At 65.0% G+C, this 21,951-nt stretch carries 16 protein-coding genes; 10 read left to right on the top strand and 6 right to left on the bottom strand.

Annotated features, from left to right (window positions below; genetic code table 11):
• The first annotated feature begins 69 nt into the window (after nt 1–69).
• The 5 genes from ACQR1X_RS22135 to ACQR1X_RS22115 all read left to right on the top strand — a co-directional run bounded on the left by ACQR1X_RS22135 (nt 70) and on the right by ACQR1X_RS22115 (nt 5,394).
• Nucleotides 70–1,014, top strand: a complete 945-nt coding sequence (locus ACQR1X_RS22135) for a TylF/MycF/NovP-related O-methyltransferase (protein WP_316183384.1) — start codon at nt 70–72, stop codon at nt 1,012–1,014.
• A 57-nt stretch (nt 1,015–1,071) separates the two neighbouring features.
• Entirely contained in the window at nt 1,072–2,160 is a 1,089-nt protein-coding gene (locus tag ACQR1X_RS22130) for a GSCFA domain-containing protein (RefSeq protein ID WP_434899557.1), read from the top strand.
• Between the two features lie 50 nt (nt 2,161–2,210).
• Nucleotides 2,211–3,104: a hypothetical protein gene (locus ACQR1X_RS22125; RefSeq protein ID WP_434847278.1), complete on the top strand. Its 894-nt coding sequence runs from the start codon at nt 2,211–2,213 to the stop codon at nt 3,102–3,104.
• Nucleotides 3,105–3,111: 7 nt separating this feature from the next.
• Complete coding sequence (locus ACQR1X_RS22120; protein WP_315805290.1) at nt 3,112–4,086, top strand: hypothetical protein; 975 nt, start codon at nt 3,112–3,114, stop codon at nt 4,084–4,086.
• 327 nt (nt 4,087–4,413) lie between these two features.
• Nucleotides 4,414–5,394 (top strand): TylF/MycF/NovP-related O-methyltransferase, encoded by a 981-nt coding sequence (locus ACQR1X_RS22115; RefSeq protein ID WP_316183381.1) that lies wholly within the window; start codon nt 4,414–4,416, stop codon nt 5,392–5,394.
• 6 nt (nt 5,395–5,400) lie between these two features.
• Here the strand turns inward: ACQR1X_RS22115 and ACQR1X_RS22110 are convergent, their stop codons facing one another.
• The 4 genes from ACQR1X_RS22110 to ACQR1X_RS22095 are packed head-to-tail and all read right to left on the bottom strand — an operon-like array spanning nt 5,401 to nt 12,543.
• Nucleotides 5,401–7,380 carry an acyltransferase family protein gene (locus tag ACQR1X_RS22110; RefSeq protein WP_434899556.1) on the bottom strand — a complete coding sequence of 660 codons (1,980 nt, stop codon included), beginning with the start codon at nt 7,378–7,380 and terminating at the stop codon, nt 5,401–5,403.
• Nucleotides 7,358–8,440 carry a hypothetical protein gene (locus ACQR1X_RS22105; protein ID WP_434899555.1) on the bottom strand — a complete coding sequence of 361 codons (1,083 nt, stop codon included), beginning with the start codon at nt 8,438–8,440 and terminating at the stop codon, nt 7,358–7,360. The genes ACQR1X_RS22110 and ACQR1X_RS22105 overlap by 23 nt, the downstream gene beginning before the upstream one ends.
• Before the next feature lie 24 nt (nt 8,441–8,464).
• On the bottom strand, nt 8,465–10,429 hold the full coding sequence (locus ACQR1X_RS22100; RefSeq protein WP_434899554.1) for an acyltransferase family protein: 1,965 nt from the start codon (nt 10,427–10,429) through the stop codon (nt 8,465–8,467).
• 14 nt (nt 10,430–10,443) lie between these two features.
• Nucleotides 10,444–12,543: a TIGR04372 family glycosyltransferase gene (locus ACQR1X_RS22095; RefSeq protein WP_434899553.1), complete on the bottom strand. Its 2,100-nt coding sequence runs from the start codon at nt 12,541–12,543 to the stop codon at nt 10,444–10,446.
• Between the two features lie 496 nt (nt 12,544–13,039).
• Between ACQR1X_RS22095 and ACQR1X_RS22090 the strand changes: the two genes are divergently transcribed.
• Complete coding sequence (locus ACQR1X_RS22090) at nt 13,040–15,109, top strand: TIGR04372 family glycosyltransferase (protein ID WP_434899552.1); 2,070 nt, start codon at nt 13,040–13,042, stop codon at nt 15,107–15,109.
• 87 nt (nt 15,110–15,196) lie between these two features.
• Here the strand turns inward: ACQR1X_RS22090 and ACQR1X_RS22085 are convergent, their stop codons facing one another.
• Both ACQR1X_RS22085 and ACQR1X_RS22080 read right to left on the bottom strand, forming a co-directional pair.
• Nucleotides 15,197–17,287, bottom strand: coding sequence for a TIGR04372 family glycosyltransferase (locus ACQR1X_RS22085; RefSeq protein ID WP_434899551.1), 2,091 nt, complete (start codon nt 17,285–17,287; stop codon nt 15,197–15,199).
• Nucleotides 17,288–17,434: 147 nt separating this feature from the next.
• Nucleotides 17,435–17,704, bottom strand: coding sequence for a hypothetical protein (locus tag ACQR1X_RS22080; protein WP_315805361.1), 270 nt, complete (start codon nt 17,702–17,704; stop codon nt 17,435–17,437).
• A gap of 397 nt (nt 17,705–18,101) precedes the next feature.
• On the opposite strand from ACQR1X_RS22080, the gene ACQR1X_RS22075 reads away from it, so the two are divergent.
• The 4 genes from ACQR1X_RS22075 to ACQR1X_RS22060 all read left to right on the top strand — a co-directional run bounded on the left by ACQR1X_RS22075 (nt 18,102) and on the right by ACQR1X_RS22060 (nt 21,912).
• Nucleotides 18,102–19,307: a class I SAM-dependent methyltransferase gene (locus tag ACQR1X_RS22075; RefSeq protein ID WP_315805282.1), complete on the top strand. Its 1,206-nt coding sequence runs from the start codon at nt 18,102–18,104 to the stop codon at nt 19,305–19,307.
• The gene (locus tag ACQR1X_RS22070) at nt 19,304–19,840 is read left to right on the top strand and encodes a WbuC family cupin fold metalloprotein (RefSeq protein ID WP_315805281.1); all 537 of its coding nucleotides are present in this window, start codon (nt 19,304–19,306) and stop codon (nt 19,838–19,840) included. Before ACQR1X_RS22075 ends, ACQR1X_RS22070 begins: the two co-directional genes overlap by 4 nt.
• Entirely contained in the window at nt 19,837–20,577 is a 741-nt protein-coding gene (locus ACQR1X_RS22065; RefSeq protein ID WP_315805280.1) for an SDR family NAD(P)-dependent oxidoreductase, read from the top strand. Before ACQR1X_RS22070 ends, ACQR1X_RS22065 begins: the two co-directional genes overlap by 4 nt.
• Nucleotides 20,578–20,646: 69 nt before the next feature.
• Nucleotides 20,647–21,912: a methyltransferase domain-containing protein gene (locus ACQR1X_RS22060; RefSeq protein WP_434837815.1), complete on the top strand. Its 1,266-nt coding sequence runs from the start codon at nt 20,647–20,649 to the stop codon at nt 21,910–21,912.
• Nucleotides 21,913–21,951: the final 39 nt, after the last annotated feature.

Raw genomic sequence — 21,951 nt, 5'->3', positions numbered from 1 at the left:
TTGCGATCTTTGCAAAATGTATTTATAAATTGGCGGCGAACATCGCGAGCGGCGGGGAACGGGGCTGTCATGACGAAGTCATTGAAGGTGGCGATTGCCGAAGGCCTGCCCCCCCAGACGCTGTTCAAGCTGCGCTCGATCAAGCGCGCGCTGATGGGGCAGCCGCCCCCCGAACGGCCGCAGGCCGCTGCGGAGCCGCAGCCCGAACCGGCGCCTCAACCGGCCCCCGCGCCGGTCGTCGAAGCACCGTCGGAGCCGCGGACGCGGCAGACCGAAGCCCTGGAGCGGCTCGACGCCCACAAGATCAGCGCGCCGTATTTGTTCTTCGACGTCGACGACGTCCTGATCCTGCCCGCCAAGGAGATCGCGCGGACGCTGACCTTGAGCACGATGTACATCAACAGCGCCGACGTCAAAGGCGACATCGCCGAATTCGGCACCATGGGCGGCTTCACCGCGCGCACCCTGGCGAACGCGATGGTGTTCGACCCGCGCTATCAGCCGAACCAGCCGCTGCGCAAGCTGCGCCTGTTCGACAGCTTCGAGGGCCTGCCGGAGATCACCGCGCAGGTCGACCTCGAGTCGCAGCACGTGAAATCGGGCACCTGGTCGAAGGGCGGCTGCCGGATTCTCAGCGCCGCGGATCTGCGGACCATGGTCGAGGCGATCATTCCGCCGAGCCGGGTCGAGATCTATGAGGGCTGGTTCGCCGACACGGTGAAGCTGCTCCCGGACGATACGCGCTTTGCGCTGATCCATTTCGACGGCGACCTGTATTCGTCGACCATGGACGCGCTGGTGCCGTGCTTCGAACGCGGCCTGATCTCGAAGGGCGCCGTGCTCTGCTTCGACGACTGGAACTGCAACGAGGCCGACCCCGAGGCCGGCGAGCGCAAGGCCTGGGCCGACCTCGTCAGCCGCTTCAACATCGTCGCCAGCCATTCCGGCGACTACTCGATCCAGGGCACCAAGTTCATCATTCATTCCTATCTCGGAATGAAGCCGAGGGCCTGAGCAGCATGCGCTTCGCTTTCGTTGCGTCGCGGCCCCATGCGGTCAGAGGGTGAGTGCATGAATTGTCCCTACACCACGCTGCCCGCGAGCAGCTTCTGGCGCCAGGCCGTCGCCGAGCGCAGCCCATCCGATCTCGATCCGCATCTGACCGCGCGGCTCCGCTTCGGTCCGGATCAGCGCGTCGCCTCGGCTGGCAGCTGTTTCGCGCAGCACATCTCGCGTGCCCTGAAGGAGCGCGGCTACAACTACTACGTCACCGAGCCGGCGCCACCGCATCTGACGCCCGAGCAGGAGGAGCGCTTCGGCTACGGCCTGTTCTCCGCCCGCTACGGCAACATCTACAGCACCCTGCAACTGCTGCAGCTGGTGCAGCGCGCCTTCGGCGCTTTCCGGCCAGCCGATCAGTTCTGGACCGACAGCGACGGCTGGGTGTTCGATCTGCTGCGCCCCCGCATCACGCCGCGCGGCTACGTCTCGATGGTCGAAGCCGAGGCCGATCTGAAGCGGCACTTGCAGGCGGTCCGGAAGCTCATCGAAACCACCGACGTCTTCATCTTCACGCTCGGCCTCACCGAGTGCTGGGTCTCGAAGCTGGACGGCACGGTGTATCCGACCTGTCCGGGCTGCGGCAGCGCCGGCGACTTCGACGACACCAAATACGCGTTCCACAATCTCTCGGTCATCGAGACCACCGGCTATCTTGCCGAGGCGATCAACCTGATGTCGGCCGCCAATCCGCGCCTGCAGATCATCCTGACGGTTTCGCCGGTCCCGCTCGCGGCCACCATGGAGCCGCGCCACGTGCTGCAGGCCACGACCTATTCCAAGAGCGTGCTGCGCGTCGCCGCGGAGGAGATGGTCCGGCGCTACGACAACGTGCATTACTACGCGTCCTACGAGATCATCACCAATCCGAAGAACGCGGGGAGGTATTTCGCCGACGATGCGCGCTCGGTCACGGCCGACGGCGTCGCGCGCGCGATGAAGCTGTTCTTCGCGCAGTTCACCGCAGAGGACGCCGGCGCAGAGGTGCGATCCGCACGTGATGACGAACGAATGCAACCAGCGGCTCCTCCGACCGCGCCGCAAATCATCTGCGACGAGGACGAGTTCTACCGCGCACTGGCCGCGAGCCGTAACAACTGAGGACGAGCGGCGGCCACGGCCGAGCCTGTGATGTGAGGGGACGTATCAGCGTGGACACCGAGCTCGAGACGGTTCTGCCGGTCTATATCGTCGGCGACAGCCATTCGCTGCCGTACCGGAACATGGTGTTCCGGGAACGATGGACCGGTGCCTGGGTGATGGCCCGCACCAAGTACATCCCCGGCGCCACGGCGCGGGAGTTCTACGATCCGGCCACCGGCGAGTTTCATCCCGACTTCATCGCCTTCCTCGAATACGAAGGCCTCGTGCGCAACGGCCGCGCGACGCACCTGTCGATGGACGAGACCGACTTCGCCATTGCCAAGGCGGTCGGCCAGGCCGTGCGGCCGCCGCTGATCATGATCACCGTCGGCGAGATCGACGTTCGCGGTCCGCTCCTGCAACTGCTCAAGGACACCTACGACTTCGTTCCGCCGTTCGCCACCACGCTGCCGCTGCTCGACAAGCCGCTGGTGCCTTGGGATCTCATCGACGAAGCGATCGAGGCGCGGCTCGGGCCGTTCGTCGCCGGGCTCGATCAACTGGTCAAGGCCGGCTTCAAGCGCGTCTACGTCCAAAGTGTGGTTCCTCCGACCCGGCAGGAGGCGCGCATCCGCGAGCTGCAGAGCTACGACTGCCCGGTGTCGGTGCGCACCAAGCTGGTCCAGGCCTTCAACTGGAAGCTGGCGCAGAAGGTGCGTTCGGTGAACCTGTTCATGGTCGACCGCTGGTCAGACCTGACGGACGGCGATCTGTTGCGTCCGGAGTTCGATTTCGACGGGGTGCATCTGCCGCCCAAGGGCGCCCGCCTCCTGCTGGAGTCGCTGATCGATCACGCGATCGACAGCCGCGGCCTCGTGGCCAACCATCCGCGTTACGAACTGTATTATCGAATGGCGTGCGGGCTGGATCCGTTCCAGCCCACCAAGCCGAACGCAGCATGAGGACAGCATGGCCTTGGGACCGATGATCAGCACTGCCAAGCAGCGGCTCAAGGGCGGCGTCAACCAGGCGCTCAGCGCTCTCGGCTACCGCCTGGTCCGGGCCGACACGTTCGACCGCCTGAACGGGCACCTCAGTCCTGACGCAGCCCCCGCAGACAAGAACGGCACGGCGCAGCCGCGCCGGCTGACGCTCGTGCCGGCCGCGAACAGCGCTCCACCGCTGTGCACGGCCCATGCACCGAAGTTCGATCCGCACAAGACGCCGAGCCAACTCGCCGACAAGATCGTCGCCTTCCAGCAGAACGGCGTCACGGTGATCGGCACGAATCCGGAAAAGGCGGCCATGTTCCGGGAAACCGAGAGCTTCGACCGCGACGTCAGCAATCGCCACTCGGCGTGGGACTGGGCCGGCAACAGTGTCGCTTCCTACACGCAGGATCTGCAGACCGGGATGCCGTCGGCCGCCCTCGTCGACTATCTGCATCAGCTGTTCAGCGGCGGCGATTTCGACTCGTTCTTCCGCGGCGTGCTCGGCTGTCCTGCCAAGGTCGCCAACGTCCGGCTGGTGCGCTCGAAGCCGCATGTGACCGAGGGCGTCGGCCCCCAGGAATGGCACAGCGACCACTGTCCCGCCGGCGTCATTCGCGGCGTGCTCTATCTCTGCGATGTCGACGAGCAGACCGGTCCGTTCCAGTATCGCGACGCCAATTACCGGGAGCACACGGTTCTGGGCAAGACCGGCGATCTGCTGGTGTTCGATGCAACCCGCCTCATGCATCGCGGCAGCCCGCCGTCGCACAAGACGCGCTCCGCGATCGATCTGGTCTTCATGCCGCGCATGCCCGACGAGGAGATGACGATCATGGTCGCCGGCATGAACCACTGGCCGGCGGACCCGTTCTTCGTCAAGCCGCCGAAGGAGCGGCCCGCGGACGTCCACGACGCGCTGGCCGACGGACGCCGCGCTGCCAACCTCTATTGACGCATGGCCGCCCGCTTGCACCAGGGATGGAGGACGGCTAAGCCAGGAGGCAGCAGGTGGGCTTGCGCGCGACGGCGCGCTCACCGCCGATGTCGACCTCTGGATGGCCATGCGCGGGATCGCTCGGAGATTTCGGATGTTCATCCCGTTGCGGCCGGTGCATGCGGAGACGCCGCCGTCACCGAGCGCGCAATCCCGTCCCGGCATGACGCCGCCTGCCTGGCGTTGCCAGGCGAACACCTCTCTTCTCTTCGGCGCAGCGCCATGTCTGCGCCATCCCTCAAGGTCGTTTTGCGGTCATCGAACAGCGCCGCGTTGGAGATTTGAATGCTGCAACCGTTGAAGAATGCGCTCGCCACCTCGCTGCCGCCGGACGTGCTGTACTGGATGCGCTCGGTCAAACGAGCGATCCTGTTCCAGCCGCCGCTGCCCTGGCCCTATGGAAACGGCAGCAGCAGCGCCAGCGTGCAGGACAGGCTTCCGGCCGTGGCGATCGCAGCCCCGTCCGTCGACACGGTCGATGACGGACGCATCATCCAGGACATCGCGCTGGAGAAATACAGCGCGCGGCAGCTTCCCTCGCCCGGCGCCTATTACAGCTATGCCGACGTGCTGATCCTGCCGGCACAGGAGATCGCCAAGACGCTCACGCTGTGCGTCCAGTACATCAACAGCGCCCATGTGAACGGCGACATCGCCGAATTCGGCACGATGGGCGGCTTCAGCGCCCGCGCGATCGCCACCTCGATGGTGTTCGACCTGCAGCGCCAGCCGCTCGGCAAGAGCGCGTCCGGGGAAAACCCGTTCCGCATCCTGCGCCTGTTCGACAGCTTCGAGGGCCTTCCCGAGATCACCTCGCCGGTCGACCAGGGCGCGCCGCACGTCATCTCCGGCGCGTGGGCCAAGGGCGGCTGCAAGGTGCTGGCCGCGCCACAGCTGAGCGCGCTGATCGGCAAGATCATTCCGCCGCACCGCTTTCAACTCTACGAAGGCTGGTTCGCCGACACCGTGAAGACGCTGCCGCCCGAGACGCGGTTCGCGATGATCCATTTCGACGGCGACCTCTACCAGTCGACCATGGATGCGCTCGTCCCGCTGTTCGAGCGCGGCATGATCTCGACCGGCGCCGTCATCTGCTTCGACGACTGGAATGCCAATCGCGCCATTCCGACCACGGGCGAACGGCAGGCCTGGAAGGAGCTGGTCGAGATGTTCGCGATCGAGGCGTCCAACGGCGGCGACTATTCGGTCGGCGGCACCCGCTTCATCATCCACGCCTATCGCGGCATCCCGGCCGATCCGGTTTGATCCTGCTTACCGCGGCGGCTGCCGGGCAGGCCCCAGGAGGTCGTCGATGGCGTGGCGCGCCAAGAAGATCGAGGCGGGCACCGTGAGGTGCCCGGGATCGAAAGCCGTCAGTTGCGAGCCGCCGGGGCCGATGCGGCTGAGACAGCCTTCGTCGTTGCAGAACACGTCGCGGACGGAGATGAATTCGATATCGAGCTGACGCGTCAGCTCGCGAAACAGCGCGTCGCGGCCGCGCGTCCATTCGTCGTTGGAGCGGAACAGCGTCCGCTCCGGCAACACGGTTCCGGTCTGCCGGTAGTAGTCGAGCACGTTGTGCGACAGGCCGACGCCCTGCCAGCTCGGCGGCGGTCCCATCAGCACGATCTTCGCAATGCCGTTGGCCCTGAGCTGCGCGACCGTGCGCGGCAGATCCTCGCGCAGCACGGCCTCGGCGTGGCCCCAGGTCGCGTCGAGGATGACGACGTCGGGCCGGAGACGGCCGATCCGCAGCACGACGTCGTCGTTGATGCTCTTGCAGAACGGGCGGGCCTCCAAGGTATAGCCGATCAGCGGCGGACAGGCGGAGGCCGTATATTGCGCGACGTCATAGCCGCGCTCTGTCGAGAGATGCAGCAGCCCCGGATACAGCGCCGCGCCGTAGGAATCGCCCCAGATCAGCAGCAGCGGCCGGCGCCCCTGCCCGGCGCAGTCGGCGCCGAACGCGGAGGCCGGCTGCAGCAGCAGCAGGCAGCGGCCACGGCGCCAGTGCGAGGAGGTCTCGGAGCCCGAGAGCATGAAGCCCCTGATCTCCGGCGCGAACCGGACCGGCAGGCCGCGCGTGCTTGTCGCCGCGACACCGATCGGGACCAGGGCTGCCATCGCCGCCAGCAACGGCCCCACCCGCCACGCGACGGGCGCGGCTCCGAACCTGATCGGCAGCTCGATGAAGCGATAGGTGAGGAAGGCCAGCACGGTGCTCAGCCCGAGCACCGCGAGCAGGATCCACGCCGGAACCGCTCCGCCGAACTGCAGCTTGGTGAAGGCGATCAGCGGGAAGTGCCAGAGATAGAGCGGGTAGCTGATCAGGCCGACGAACACCAGCGCGGGCCACGCCAACACCCGCTGAACCGGCGTGTCGCCGGCCGCAATCAGGGCCATGGTCGCCAGGACGGGGATGGTGGCGCGAATGCCGGGCCAGGGCGAGGTGGCGCCGAACGCGAAGAAGGCGACGGCGAGGCCCGCCACGCCGACAGCCGCGAGAATGTTGCTGGTCGCCGCACCGATCGGACGATCGGCCCGCCGGCGCAGCCACACCGCCAGGAGCGAGCCTGCCAGCAGCTCCCAGCCGCGCGTGGTCGGCGAATAGAAGGCCCACGCAGCCTCCCTTGCGGGGGTCGACAGACAGACCGCGAGGGATCCGAGCCCGAGCGCGGCCACGATGGCCGCCTTCTGCGATGGCCATCGGGCAATCAGCACGAACATTGCGGGCCAGACGATGTAGTACTGCTCCTCGATGCCGAGCGACCACAGGTGCAGCAGCGGGAGACGCTCCGCGCCGGGATCGAAATAGCCCACGATCTGCTCGTGCAGCATGAAGTTCTCGATGAAGGCGGCGGCGCCCTTGATGTTGGATCCGAGCGCTTCCATCTCGGCGACCGGGAATATGAACCAGGCGATCGCGAACGTCGCCAGCACGACGGTGATGAGAGCCGGGAAGATCCGGAGGATGCGGCGGGCGTAGAAAGTCGCGAAGCTGAAGCTCTTGTCCGCGCACTGCCGGTCGATGATGCCCGTGATCAGATAGCCCGAGATCACGAAGAACACGTCGACGCCCGCGAAACCGCCGGGCAGCAGCCGCGGGAAGGCGTGAAAGACGAGCACGGCGATGACGGCGACCGCGCGCAGGCCGTCGATGTCGGGACGATAGAGCAGCGCGTGCGCCCGGCTGATCGGCCGCTCGTGGCGATCCGCTGCGGCCGCAGGGTCAAGGCTTTCGATGATCGCCATTCTCACGCATTCCCTGAAACGCTCGCGTCCTTTCCAGAGCGCCAACGAGGTCGCGGGTGAAATCGGCCGCGCCCCTGGCGTCGAGATGACCCCCGCCATCCCAGCTCGAATAGTCGGTCCGCGCCGGCGTCGCCGTCTCGACGCCGATCGCAGCCGCAATCTCACGAACCTGGGTCAGGCAGCCGTGAAAATTCGGAACGAAGGTCAGAACCACGGGCGCGCCGAGCGACTGCACGAAGTCACGCGCATTGGCGATCACGTCGGGGGTGGTGTGACAGTCGGGATCGCGCGTCATCTTCACGCCCGGATTGCCGTCGGCGAGAAAGCGCGGAAACGTGCTCATGTCGGCGGCGCCGGTGCGGTCATCGCGGTCGAAGCGCGGCAGCGGTCCGGATCGCGGGCCGGTGAGTGCCTCGCGCAAATGCCGCGTCGCGTCCTCGAACCGCCAGCGCAGATTGCGCCGGATGATCTCGTAGGTCGCGCCGTAGCGGCTGAGCTTCGTGCTCGGGATCGGACGGACGTCGGCGCCGAACGCGCGGGTCAGATTGCGGTGGAAGAAGTTGCCGCCGCCGCCGCCATCGTCGGCGTTCAAGATCCACAGGCGCGGATGGAGGTGATACTTCAGCGCGATCTGCCGTGCGAACTCGCCGCTGGCAACGCCGACGAACGCCATGTTGTAGAACTTCAGGCCGTAGGGCTGCTCGAGGCGCTCGCGCATGACGGTCTCGTCGAGCGCAAACGACACCAGGGATGAGCCGAGGATGATGACGTCGGCCTGACGGGCATTGTCGATCGACCGGCCGATGCCATGGTAGAACAGATCCTGGTCCTGGATCTCGGTGACCCTGTCGCCACCGAAATTGCGGTACCAAGACCGATCACCCGGCCTGCTGATCGCACTGAAATGGTCGCCTCCCTGCGCGGCGAGCCAGACGCCGAGGCCACCCAGCATCGCCGCCGTCAGTCCGAGCAGGCAGCCGAGATAGCGGCGCCCTGCCCGGCCGACGCCGTCCCCGGCCTCATGCCCGGCCCAACCGGTCTGCTCTGTCCGACGATCCATGGCGACCACGGGCGAACGACGCGACTATTTGTCGAAGCCAGGCAACACCTCAAGCGCCTGTCTGGCAATGAAGAGGGAGCCGGGATAGGTCAAATGGCCGCTGTCATACGCGGTCAGGTCCGATCCGTCCGCGCCGATCCGGGCCAGACAGCCGTCGTCGTTGCACATCATGCGGCGTGCCGAGATGTACTGGATGCCGACACGCTGCGCCTGCGCCTGGAGGAACTCATCGAGCGCCCGCGTCCAATTGTCGTTGGAACGGAATTTGGTGCGCGCCGGCAGCAGCGAATGCGTGCGGAAATAATAATCGAGGATGTTCGCCGGCAGGCTTTCGCCAAGCCAGGTCGCCGGCGGCCCGAGCAGGACGATTCTCGGGACATTGAGCTCTTTCAATGCCGCGACCGTTCTGTCCAGCCCATTACGCAGGTCGTCCGCACCATAGCTCCAGGTCGAATAGAACAGGACCAGATCCGGCTTCAGCTCGGCGACTTTCTGGATGACGAAGTCGTTCGCGCCCTTGCAGAACCGCCGTTCCGGATGGACGAAACCGAGCAGCGGCGGGCAGGCCGAGGCTGTGTATTCCGCGACCTCGAATCCCCGCTCAGCGCCGAAATGAGCAAGTCCCGGATAGAGCGAGGCCGCATAGGAGTCGCCCCAGACCAGGATGAGGGGATGGCGGCCGGTGCCGGCGCATTCTGGTGAGAATTCGGACGCGCTCTGATCCGGCTTCAGCAGGCATTTGTCGGACCGCCAGAAGCGGGCAGTCTCGCTCCCGTCCAGCATGAAGCCGCGAAGCTCGGCGGGAATGCGCGCCGGCATGCCATTGGTGCGGTCGGCGACCACGCCGACGATGCCGAGCGCGACCATGCCGCCGACGAGTCCGCCGACCTTGAGCGGCACCAGGCGCCGGCCGAAACGGATCGGCCGCTCGATGAAGCGGTAGGTGGCCCAGGCCAGCACCATGCTGGCCACGATGATCGCGAGCATGACCCACACCGGCACCGCATCGATGAACTGGATGCGCGCATAGGCCATCAGCGGGTAGTGCCAGAGATAGAGCGGATAGCTGATCAGGCCGACGAAGACGGCCGGTGCCGAAGCCAGCACATAGCGATGCACCAGCGTGCCGCTGGTCGCGATCAGGGCGGCGGCGCCCAGCACCGGCAGCAACGTGTGAACGCCCGGATGCGGCGTGAGCCGGCCGTAGCGCCAGAAGGCGAACACGATCGCGAGCATCGCGGCCAGCGCGATGAGCTCGCGGACGAGCGGGACATCGATCAGCGGCCGCGGACCGGCCTCGGCACTGCGCCCATTGACCCAGAGCGCCAGTCCCGAGCCGACCAGCAATTCCCATGCCCGTGTCACCGGCAGATAGAACGCATACTCCGGCGCGCGCGGCTGCACGATGAGGCACGCCACGAACGACGCCGCCGCCAGCGCGACCGTGATGGCGAGGCTCCTGCGCCGCCATGAGCCGATCAGCATCAGCAGCAGCGGCCAGACGATGTAGTATTGCTCCTCGATCGCCAGCGACCACAGATGCAGCAGCGGCTTCTTGTCGGCGGCGAGGTCGAAATAGCCGACCTGCCCGAGCAGGATGAAGTTCTGGATGAAGACCGCACCGCCGGCGATGTTGGTGCCGAGCGATTTCAGCTCGCGCGGCGGCAGGAAGAACCAGGCGATCAGGAAGGTGACCAGCACCACCGTGATCAGCGCCGGAAAGATGCGGCGGATCCGGCGGGCATAGAAATCGGCGATGCTGAACCTGTTCGACAGCATCTGCTTGTGGATGATCCCGGTGATCAGATAGCCGGAGATGACGAAGAAGATGTCGACGCCGTAGAAGCCGCCGGGGACGGCCGCGGGAAACGCGTGGTAGAAGAGAACCGGCAGCACGGCGACGGCGCGCAGGCCGTCGATGTCGGCACGGTAGCCGAGCGGCGTGGCGCGGGCTTCTTCCAGGGACATGTTCGGTTGGGCGAAGTTCATCGGACCGTTTCGGTTCAGGAGCGATCGAGCAGCGACGCCGCATATTTGTCCAGGAAATAGCGGGACGGCCGTGAATTGCCGAAGAATCCCTGGATGTTCACACATTTTTCCCAGGCATCGTCGACCGGGGGAATGACGGGCGCCCCGGACGACAGATCCAGCACCTCCCGGGTGGTCTCCAGGATCTCGTCGGCGGAGCTCTCGCCGACGGTGAGGCCGGCGGCCTTGACGGTCTCATAGGTCGGGAACGTCCAGCGCCATGTCTCGGAGGTGACGTCGCTCAACGACAGCATGCGCCCCTCGCGCGTGTGCACGGGCTTCAGCGAGAAGCGCGTGTCCTTCGACCATAACAGGCCGACGGAGCTCAGGGCGTTGACCATGGCGGTCGGGATGCCGAAGCTGGTGGCGACATAGGCAAAGCCCGAGGTCGTGCCGATGAACATGCGCGCGCGGCGCATCAGGTGGATGTCCATCTCCGCCACCTGATCCTCGCTTCGCGCGTAGTCGATCACGCGCGGCATGTCCGGCAGCGGCGGCGCCTTGCGTCCGCCCATCCGGATCACCCAGCCGCCCTGCTGGGTGACGTAACGAACGGTGTCGAGATAGTTGCCGATCGTGGCACTGCGGATCGACTCGCCCGTGCCGAGAGTCTCGCCGCGCGCCTCGGCGTCGCGCATGTGCAGGCAGACGAACCAATCGCCGGGCGCAAGCCCCCATTTCCGGCGCAGCGACTGGTACAGCAGCTCGGTCCTGTCGTCCGCCTGAATGCGCGCGTCATAGATGTCGCGCAACGGAAACCCCCTGCCGTCGCGCTCCCACTGCTGGAGAGCCATCGCGCCGGCATCGTTCCAATACATCGTCCGGCCGTCCTCGAACTGGAAGGCCTGATGCGAGTCACCGAGGAAAGGCGTCAGGCTGGCAAGCTCGTGCCAGACGCCGGCGCTGACGTTCTCGCCCAGGGTGAGCGTCGGACAGATGTCCGAGAACAGCGACAGGAACGGCTTGTTGGCGATTCGGTCCTTGTAGGCGAGCAGGACCGGCTGTCCCTTCCACCAGCCCATGCTCCGCATCATCAGGTGCACGTTCAGATGCCCATTGTGGCCGATCAGCGCGCTCCAATCGGGTGACAGCAATCTGACATCGCCGAGCTCGACACCGACCCCGTCGAGCACGCGCTTCAGCTCGGCGGACGGCCTCGGAAGCTGACGGCGAAGGCGACGCTGCGTGTCCAGACCGCGGCTGTACACGACAGGGACCTTGTCTCCTTCCCCGTTGTGGTAAGTCCTGAGCAGGAGTTCGCGATAGGCATAGAACAGGTAGATGTCGAGACAGACCGTGCGATCAGGCAGATAGCTTGGAAGGCTTTCCCAGTACTGCCCGGACTCGTCCAGCTTACGAAGGACGCCCGTCGAATCGACGAGACCAAGTTCCTGCATCAGGCGGACGATCACCTCGCGGTCGCGGAAGAAATAAGGAATGAATTGTTCGGCCGAAACGTCCCTCGGCACGTGATCGAACTCGACACGCCCGCGAAAAGCCCGTTCCTCATATTGAAAGTTGCGATGCTCCAACATCATCCGGACGAAGGTCCGCATCGCCGGCGACCCCTCGGCAACATGCTGCCAGTCAAGAAAATGGATCTGCGTCAGCATATCCATCGAGTAGCCGTCACCGACGACGCCCGTTCCTTGCAAGGCGAGTTCGGCGATCGGGCGCTCCCCGTCCCACGTCAACCGGCGAAACAGCGGGAGCGCTTCCTTCCGGTGCCCCGCGAGTAGAAGATAAAATGCAACCTCGCTCGGGTAGCGCTGCCAAACGGAGCTGTTGAAGATCCAGGGCAGGTGCCTGCCCACGAAAGGACCGCAGAAAAAGACGAAGTGGCGGTCCAGGCCCGGATGCTGGAAGAAATGGCGGAATTGTACCGTCAGCAAGAATCTCGCCCTGAAGGGCAGCACCGTGAATGCCAGATTGCGCAGAAAATGCCGGCCCGGAAGCCGCGCGAGAAGGCGCAACAGAGGATAATATCGGCCGAATGTACGTTCCGCGCGAGTCAGTTCGCGGACCGGAGCGCTGCCGACGGCCGGGCTCTCGGTCGAAATGGTGTCGAGCGGCAAACGGCACCTCCGGCGCAACCTCGGAAACAGCCCGCAACGATTACTGTGAAGGCCCGACCCGATCAACCCGAATCGGGCGGAACAGGCCGGCACGCCCTGGTTCAATCGAGCGAAGCACTGCCGCCGGACTTGCCGACACCCCAGGAGCCCTGCCCCGCTCTCGCGAGCCCAACAGCCGCCTGGACGCCCCGTCCGAGAGCTGCCTGCCATCCCTGAGGGCAGCGGTCCGTTCAAGTCTCCTCCCCCTGACAGGCCGCGAACGCTTGGACTGGCGGCCGACCGACTCGCGCTCTATGCTCCTGCCACGCCAGGGCGCAATCCCTGTCTGGTCTGGAACGCTGGCAGGCCCGTTTCAATGCCGGACAGTCGGGCCGCAGAAGTGCTGCGCCGGTGAAATCTTCGATATCGTCATGGGGCCTTGGAAATGCTCTTCGAGTCCGTCCACTCAAATCCAGCCGGGCATTCCGCGCCACGTCAACGCAGTCTGGTACAATCGTTGAAGTCGAACCTCGCCGGCCGCGCCGCGAGGGCGATCGGCTGGTTTCTGAATGCAGCCGGGCAGGAACGGGCGGAATCGTTGAAAGACCTGATCTTCGCCCTGTTGACCTTCAAACAGGCCTTCATGGTGGCGCTCGTCTTTCACCGCTATGCACATCGGAACGAGTTTGACCGGCAATTTCGCTATTTCTGCGGTCCCGACATCGAAAAGGAGATGCAATGGGTGCTGACCCGCGGCCACTCGGGTCAGTACGGCAACGAGCTGATCCTGTTCCTTCTCATGTGCGAGAAGGAGAAGCGCGTTCTGGAGCTGTTTCCCAAAATCGACTGGGAGCGGGTCGATGACGAGTTCATGGAGGCGCTCGGCAAGCTGACGAAAAAGCTGACGTCCGGCTACTTCATGGAGCTGCTGGCGCAGGCCCACACCATCAATTGGACCGCGCTTCGTCCGCAGGACCTGCGCCGGTTTGCCGAGCTGATCAAGATCATGCTGGAGCACCGGAACTTCCGCTTCGAGCAGACGTCCTTCGAAGGACGGCAATACGATGCGCGCAGGGATGGCGAACCCGAGCTGTTCGAAGCACCGCTCGACCGCTACGTTCCCGACTTCTTCTGCGACAAGGAGCTGATCGAGACCCTCGTCACTCAGCTCGGTCTCCCGCGGCACGACGATATCCTCGTCGCACGCGAGGAGCGCGGCCAATACTGGGAGCGCTTCCCCGCCGACCATCCGCAGCGCAAGGTGCTGTCGGAGATCAACCTGTTCTACGCCTATCGCCACCTCCTGCTGACGACATATCACAGCGGCGAGGGCTTCCATGTCCCGCAGGTCTACACCAAGCTGACGGAGACACAGAAGCGGTTGCGCCGTCATCTTCCCGCGCCCAGCGCCGAGCTCAAGGCCCTTCTCAAGAAGCTCGACACGGATCTGTCGGACGTCAGGCTGCTTTCTCCGGACTGGAGCGCGTTGATCGGCCATAACGGCCATCTCAACGTTCATCTGATGATGCGCGAAATGGGGTGGTGGCAGGGCCAGCCGGTGCTCCTGGCCTACAAGGACCGGATCGCCAACAAGCCGTTCCTGTCGCTGTTCTCCGAGATCTGTCCGACGCTCACCCTGGGCGAGAACGTCACCGCCGGAGTCTGGCACGAACTCGCCAGCCTCACCCCGTTCATCGGCGACTCCCACCAGGCCTTCCGCTTCGAGGACGGACGTGCGGTGTACTGGAACGATGCGGGCTCACTCGCGCTCAAGCAGTGGGAAAGCCGGCAGCGAAGCTTTCCGCTGCGCGACATCTACGACCGCCGCCTGCTTGCCGACAACCGCGTCGAGCAGACGTACCAGGACTACCGGCGCAGGTGGGGGATGGCGGACGGCGACTGGTTCGTCTGCCTGCACGTGCGGGATGCCCAGACCCGGAATGATACCGAAGGCGTCGGCGAATCCATCCGCAACGCGTCGCTCGCGAGCTATCTCGATGCGGTCCGCCACATCACCGAATGCGGCGGATGGGTTGTCCGGATGGGCGGTCGCAAAGTGCCGCCGTTCCCGCAAATGGAACGCGTGGTGGACTACGCCCGCAGCGACGATGCATTTCCGGAGATGGACATTCACTTGATGCGCCGTGCGCGCATGTTCATCGGCACGACCTCCGGCTTCGCCTATGTGGCAAGCAGCTTCGGCATCCCGACTGCGATGGTAAATGCATTGAGTTCGATCGGCCTGCTGTGGTCGACGGACACCCGCTTTGCGCTCAAGCCGGTGCACAGGGCGGACGGCCAGATGCTTTCGCTGAGCGAATGGACCTCGGAGGAGTATCGCTGGGCTTACCCGACCCATGAATCCATGGCGCGTGCCAAACTCGTCGTGAGCGAGAGCAGCTCGGACGAAATCCTGGAAACCGTGCGCGAGGTGCTCGAAATCTCCGATCCCCGGCGGAAAGGACCCGCCCCCGGCGTGGACGGCAAATGGGAGCGTCACGTCCAGGTGCCGGGCTTCTTCGGCAGTTCGCGGCCGAGCAAATATTTCCTCGAGAAATACGCTCAAGACCTGCTGAGAGAACCGTGAGGACAGCGCGATGCATCAAGCGATGCCGCCCGGACCAGGCGCGCACCTGACGACGCAGGCCGCGAACAGTTGGGCCGCGCTGCCAGACTAACGTTGTCGCGCCACAGCGACCTCGGGAAGGCTCCTCGCCGCCGAGGCCGCTCCAGGCACCAGGAATGCGCTTTCGTACTTCGCGAGATAGTGGGCACTGATCGTGCCGCCGCCGTAATAGTGAGGCAGCACAAGCTGCTCCCTCCAGAGCGACAGGAGTTGCTGCGAGGCGGTGTTGGCCGCACGTCCGCAAGCGAGATCGACGACCTCTTCGACGACCGCGAGAATTTCGTCTGACGTGTTGTTCGACGGCTGCGCTCCGTTGCGGCTGAGAACGCAGGCGTCGAACAGGCGCCAGCGCCAGGGGGACGAGGTGAGCTGCGTCTGGGTCAGCATCCTGCCGTCGGCGAGACGCACCGGCTTCAGCGCAAACCGGACAGCGCTGTTCCACAATTGCGGATCCGTGGTGATGCAGTTCACGAGAGCGCACGGAATGCCGAAGCTGATCGCGACATTCGTCAACCCTGACGTCGTGCCGATGAAGGCTCTGGCATTCCGGATGAGGCAGATATCCATCAGTTCGGATCTGAACTTGCTCTGCGCATAATCGATTGCACGGTCGAGCGGTGGAAGTCCGGGTGAATTCGGGCCACCGAGCTTGATCACCCAGCCTCCCCTGCGGGTGATCGCGTCGATGGCATCGAGGTAGGTCTCGATCGGCGCATTGCGATGGGTCTGCCCGGTCCCGTCGACCTCGGAATAGTGAGAACCGTCGCGGGTGTGCAGGCACACGTACCAGTCGTCCGGCTTCATGCCCCAGGATTCGCGCATCCGCCGATAGTCGTCCTGCACCTTCGGCGCCGCCTCGTAGATCCGGTCATACTGGTCGCGCAAGGGATGCCCGCGGCCATCCCGCTCCCACTGCAGCATGGCAAGCGCCCCGGCTTCCTGCCACGGCACGACGTCACCGTTCGGCAGCCGAAACACATTGAAGTTCATGCCGTACCAGCGCTGCAGCGACAGCAGCTCTTCGCCGAGCGCGTGAGAGACGGTCTCGCCGATCACGACGATATCGGCGAACCTTTCGAACAGCCGAAGAAACGCCTTGTTGGCCACGCAATTCGGTCGGACGACGATCAGCGGTCTTCCCGACCACCACCCCAGGTCGCGCATTCGGAACAGGATGTCCAGCATGCCGAGGTGACCAATCTGGGTCGTCCATTCCTCGGGAAGGACCCGCAATTGCTCCAGGGGAATTCCCAACCTGCGCAACAGGTGGCTGGCCTCCGCCGATATGGCCGGCGCCGCCCTGCCGAGCAGCTCCGACTGCGCCGCGAGCGCTCTCGTGAACAGACCGATGCCGATGTCGCCAGAGCCGACATGAGTCACGCGCTGGCCGGTGAAGTTGCAGAGATCGAACAGCCTGCCCGCGGCGCCGCAGGCGAAATCAAGAGGGTTGGGATGATAGTTCCGCGCCGGCCGCGACGCCATGTTCTGGTGAGGACGCATGTAGTCGGGAATACCACGGCATGCCTCCGACATGCATTCGACCGCGCGGGCCTCGTTGCCGACCATGATCTCGAGCATGCTCTTGAGAAAGGTGAGATGTATCTCCGATTCCGACCTTGCCCTCAGATCCAGCTGCGAGGCCAGCCGATAGGCCTTGTCGAACTCCCCGAGCTCGAAGAGCGCGCGAACCATCATGTGCGCCAGTTCCGGCGAGCGGGCTGCGAGCTGATGCTGGAGGACCAGATCATAGGCTTCCCAATCGGCCCCGATCCGAAGCAGCAGTTCCGCTGACAGCATCGGAAAGCTCCGTCTGAGCAATCCCGAAAACCGCAGGTCAGGGTCCTTCGCCAGCAGAGACGCGCAGTGGGCCTGATAGGCCCTTTGCAGCAGGCGGCGGTCGCGAAGTTCTCCGATCTCGAAGAGGGCGAGGATCAGGAACGCCAGCCGCGGCGGCAGCAGGCTCAGCAGCCTGGCAGTGCCGACAATCAGGATGCGCGCCCATCGCTGCGGCGCCAGCAGAGACCGCTCTCTCCAACGCGCCGTTTCGGCCGGCAGAGTCTCCAGTGCGTCGAACAGCTCAAGGAGTCCGCGTCTGCGCACAGGGCTCTGCAGAACTAGCGGCTCCTTGAAGCGCTGCATCGGCTACCCCAACTCCATCTCCGGCTCACGGCCAGCCCCCGTTCTCGAACATCCAGACCGCCCTGCGGCAGACCAGGAGAAGGCTATGCCGATTGTCGCCTGTCTCGAATTGGCTTCAGCAATACACGCCGCATGCCGATCGGGCTGTCAAGCCAACCCACGACCAATGAGTATGATGATCCCATGAACCCACTCGGCGATCGGCAGCAGCCCTGCCCTGTCGACAATCAGCAGAATTGTCGACCACAGAGCCAGCCGCTCGAGCGCGAGCCGGCCGATTCCCAGCGAGATGAATACGAAAGCCACAAATCCCGCAAGCAAGGCGTTGAGGAACCCTGCGCCGACCGCAAGAAGAACACAGAAGAGGACCGTACTCACGCAGACGGTGCGCAAGATCGATCTTAAAACGAGAACCATATCCTTCACGCAGGCGCCCCCTCTTACCAACGTTAGATCTCATATGGCCGAACAATAGCAGCCAAAGCCCCTGATCATCGTCTGTAGCATCTCCGCTGGAAGACTGCCCAGTCGCGCAATCCCCGTTGCGGCAGAACAAAAATCTGCTGACGTTCTTGACACTGATTCGCCCGTTGAACCGACAGGGAGATGCGAGCGCTCAAAGAACAACAGCAGCGCGAAACATCACAATGGACGCGAGTTCCAGGGTCCGTGCCGGACGAACATTTTACGTTGTCATGTTCCCGATTACACTGCTATTGAGGTTGCCTCCAGATGGCAACATCCATAGCGGCCGGCGCGCTGGACACAGCGGCGAGCCCGAGCGTGCCCATTGATCGAGCGATCCAGCCGAGCCATGTCCACCGGACCACTATCCGGCTGCCGATTGTGCGGTCAGCCGATCTCCACGCAGGCGCTCCCGCTTGGTGAGCTCCCGGTCTGCAACCGGTTCGCGCGCGAGACCCGTGTCCAGCTTCGGGTAACCCTCGACGTCGTCGCGTGCGACACTTGTCAGCTCGTCCAGCTCCGCGAGCTTCCACCGGCCGAGGCGCTTGTTCCCGAGGTGCCATGGATCCGCTACCGGGAGCCGGAAGGCCATCTCGACGCCCTGGTCGGAGAGCTGCTGTCGTTGAAGCCGCGGGCCGGCACCGCCCTCGGCACCGGTCCGTTCGAGGGTCCTCTGCTGGGCAGGTTGCAGGCCCGCGGGCTCACCGCGAGCGCCCTCGCGCTTGGCGTCGCCAGCGCTCCGGGACGCTATCCTTATCTGGAAACCTGGCAGGCCAGCCTCCACGCCGAACGGCTGGCCGCCGAAGCGGCGCAGCTTGGCACGTTCGATATTGTATCGTGCCGCTACATCCTCGAGCACACGCCGGAGCCCGTGCAGGCGCTGCAAGCGCTCAAGGTTCTGCTTTCTCCCGATGGCCTGCTGCTGATCGAGGTCCCCGACAGCAGCAAGTTCCTCGCGGCGCGCGACTACTGCTTCCTGTGGGAGGAACACAGCTGCTATTTCGTCGAGGACACGCTGCGGCGTCTCGCTGAAGTGAGCGGCTATCGCGTTCTGACCCTGCTTCGCTATCCGGGCGCCCTGGAAGATGCCCTGGTCGCCGTCCTCACCCCGGCCGATATTCCCGCCCCTCCGGTGGATCCCCGCGGACCTTCCAGCCTGTTCCAGGCCTATCGTGACAATTTCGCCCCCGCCCGCGCGCGACTGCGCAGCAGGCTGACGGCCCTGGCCGGTCCCGACCGCGACCGGATCGCGCTGTTCGGCATCGGCCATCACGCCATCATGTTCGTCAACGCCTTCGGCCTGGCCGACCTGATCGCGGTGGCCGTCGACGATGATGCCGACAAGGCCGGCTTTTTGCCGCCCGGCTTCCGTACACCTGTGGTAGGCTCCGAGCGGCTGCTGGATGACGAACGGATCAGGCTGTGCCTGTTTGCGATCGCGCCGCATATCGAGGGCAAGGTGCGTGAAAAGCTCGCGCCGCTCGCCGCCAGGGGCGTGGAATTCCGCTCGATCTACGCCGCGCTCGACAATTCGATCATGAGGGATCACGCATGACGCTCGTCCAGAAATCCCCCGAGGTCTTCCTGGCCGAGGGCCCCATTTCATCGGTGGGCGCTGCCGAGATCAACACCCTGAAAGCCGCGGTGAAGGCCAGCCCGAAGCGGCGGGCCCGCATCAACGCCCATCCGGACGGCGATGACAGCCTGCATGAAATGATCATCGCGATCGATTCCAGCTCCTACATCCGTCCGCACAAGCACCCGGGCAAGAGCGAGGCCTTCCACATCATCGAGGGCGAGGTCGATATCGTGGTGTTCGACGACGACGGCCAGATCGAGCGTGTCGTCGAATTGGGGCCGCCGGGCGGTGCGCGGCCGTTCTACTACCGGATGTCGAACGCGTTCTTCCACACCCTGATCATCCGCAGCGACCTCCTGATCGTGCACGAGATCACCAACGGCCCGTTCCGCCCCGGCGCCAGCGTGTTCGCCGACTTCGCGCCCGAGGACAGCGACACCGCCAAGGCCGCAGCCTACCAGGCTGATCTCGTCCGGCGTGTCGCCGCACGGCAGGGCGTCGCGGCATGACCGATCATGCCGTCGTGGTCGGCGGCACCCGCGGCCTCGGCCGCGTGGTCGTCGAACGCTTCCTGGCGCGCGGCTGCGCCGTCAGCGTCGTGTCGCGGCAGTGCCCGGCCGATTTTCCCGATCAGCCCGGCCTGAAGCATTTTTCCGCCGATCTCGAGCGCAGCGAGAGCTTTGCCGGGCTCTGGCGCGAGATCGCCGAGGCCTCCGGCCCGGTCCGCTACCTCGTCCTGAGCCAGCGCTTTCGCGGCCAGGGCGATCCCTGGGCCGGCGAGATCCAGGTCGGCCTGACCGCCTCGCGCGACCTGATCGAGGGCTTTTCCGGCCATTTCGCTGGCGATGGCGACCGCGCCATCGGCGTGGTCAGCTCGGTCTACGCCGAATTCGTCGGCTCCTCGCAGCCGGTCGGCTACCATGCCGTGAAGGGCGGCCTCAATGCGATGGTCCGGCATTACGCCGCAACGCTCGGCCGGCGCGGCATCCGCGTGAACGCGATCATGCCGCTGACCTACCTGAAGCGCGAATCGCGCATCTTCTATGAACAGAACGAGAAGCTGATGGAGACCTACCGGAAGCTGGTCCCGCTGGGCCGGCTCGGGACGGCCGAGGAATGCGCCGACGCCCTCGACTTCCTCTGCAGCCCGCGCGCGTCGTTCATCAACGGGCAGAGCCTGTTCCTGGATGGCGGAGTGTCCACAGTCTGGCAAGAAGAGGTCGCCAAGAGCTTCGCCGGCCTGTAAAACCCGCCGCAAATTCCTCTTCGGCCGACCATCCCGCCTGCGGGATCGCCAACCCAGGATCGACACCTCATGCAGCACGTCAAGCACAAGACCGATTGCCGCCTGTGCGGCTCGACCTCGCTCGATCACGTGCTGCCGATCAGGCCTTCGGCGATCGGCGACGCATTCGTGACGGCCGACCGGCTGAGCGAGAAGCAGGATCTCTACCCGCTCGACTGCTATCTCTGCCTCGACTGCGGCCATCTGCAGAATCTCGACGTCGTCGATCCCGACATCCTGTTTCGCGACTACACCTATCGCACCTCGGTCTCGCTCGGCCTCGTCGAGCACTTCAAGCGCTATGCGCAATCGGTGGTGTCCTCGCTCGGCATCCCCAAGGGCAGTCTGATCGCCGAGATGGGCAGCAACGACGGCTCGCTGCTCAAGGCATTCAAGAACGAGGGCATGCGCGTGCAGGGCATCGACCCAGCCCGCGACATCGCGGCGACCGCCACCAAGGAAGGCGTGCCGACGATCCCGGATTTCTTCACCAGCGCGCTGGCGGCCCGCATCAAGGCTGAACAGGGCGAGGCCAAGCTGTTCTGCGCCAACAACGTGTTCGCGCATATCGACAACATGTCCGACGTCGTGAAGGGCATCCGTCTGCTGCTCGCCGACGACGGCGCCTTTGTGTTCGAGGTCTCCTACATCGTCGACATGATCGACAACATGGTGTTCGACACGATCTACCATGAGCACGTCTCGCATCACGCGCTGATCCCGCTCGAGACCTTCCTGAACCGGCACGACATGACGCTGTTCCACGTCGAACGCACCGGCACCAAGGGCGGCTCGATCCGAGCTTTTGCGCAGCCGAAATCGACCGGCAAGCGGCCGCGCTCGGCGGAGCTGTCGAAACTGATCGCCGAGGAGGAGCGACGCGGGGTGACCAAGCCGCAGATCTACCGCGACTGGTTCGTCGCCATCGAAGACTGCAAGCGCCGGGTGCTCGCCACGCTCGATCAGGCCATCGCCGCGGGCAAGCTGGTCGCGGCCTACGGCGCCTCGACCACCACCACCACCCTGCTCTACCATTTCGAGTTGGAGAGCCGGATCAAGTTCATCGTCGACGACAACCAGCTCAAGCACGGCCGCTTCAGCCCGGGCGCCCACATCCCGGTGCTGCCGTCCAGCGAGCTCGCGACGCGCAAGCCCGACATTGTCGTCATCCTCGCCTGGATCTATGCGGAGCCGATCCTGAAGCGCAACCAGGCTTACCTGGACGCCGGCGGCCGCTTCCTGGTGCCGCTGCCGGAGCCGCGGATCGTCGACGCCTCGGGCTCGGTCGCGATCTGAGCCCGCGGCGGCGGCCTCAAGCTGACCGGTTGACAGTGC

It is taken from the genome of Bradyrhizobium sp. HKCCYLRH3073, assembly GCF_051167995.1.
In the GTDB taxonomy this organism is placed as follows: Bacteria; Pseudomonadota; Alphaproteobacteria; order Rhizobiales; family Xanthobacteraceae; genus Bradyrhizobium.
Note: the sequence above shows the minus strand (reverse complement) of the source record. Positions and strands in the feature narration are given on the sequence as shown.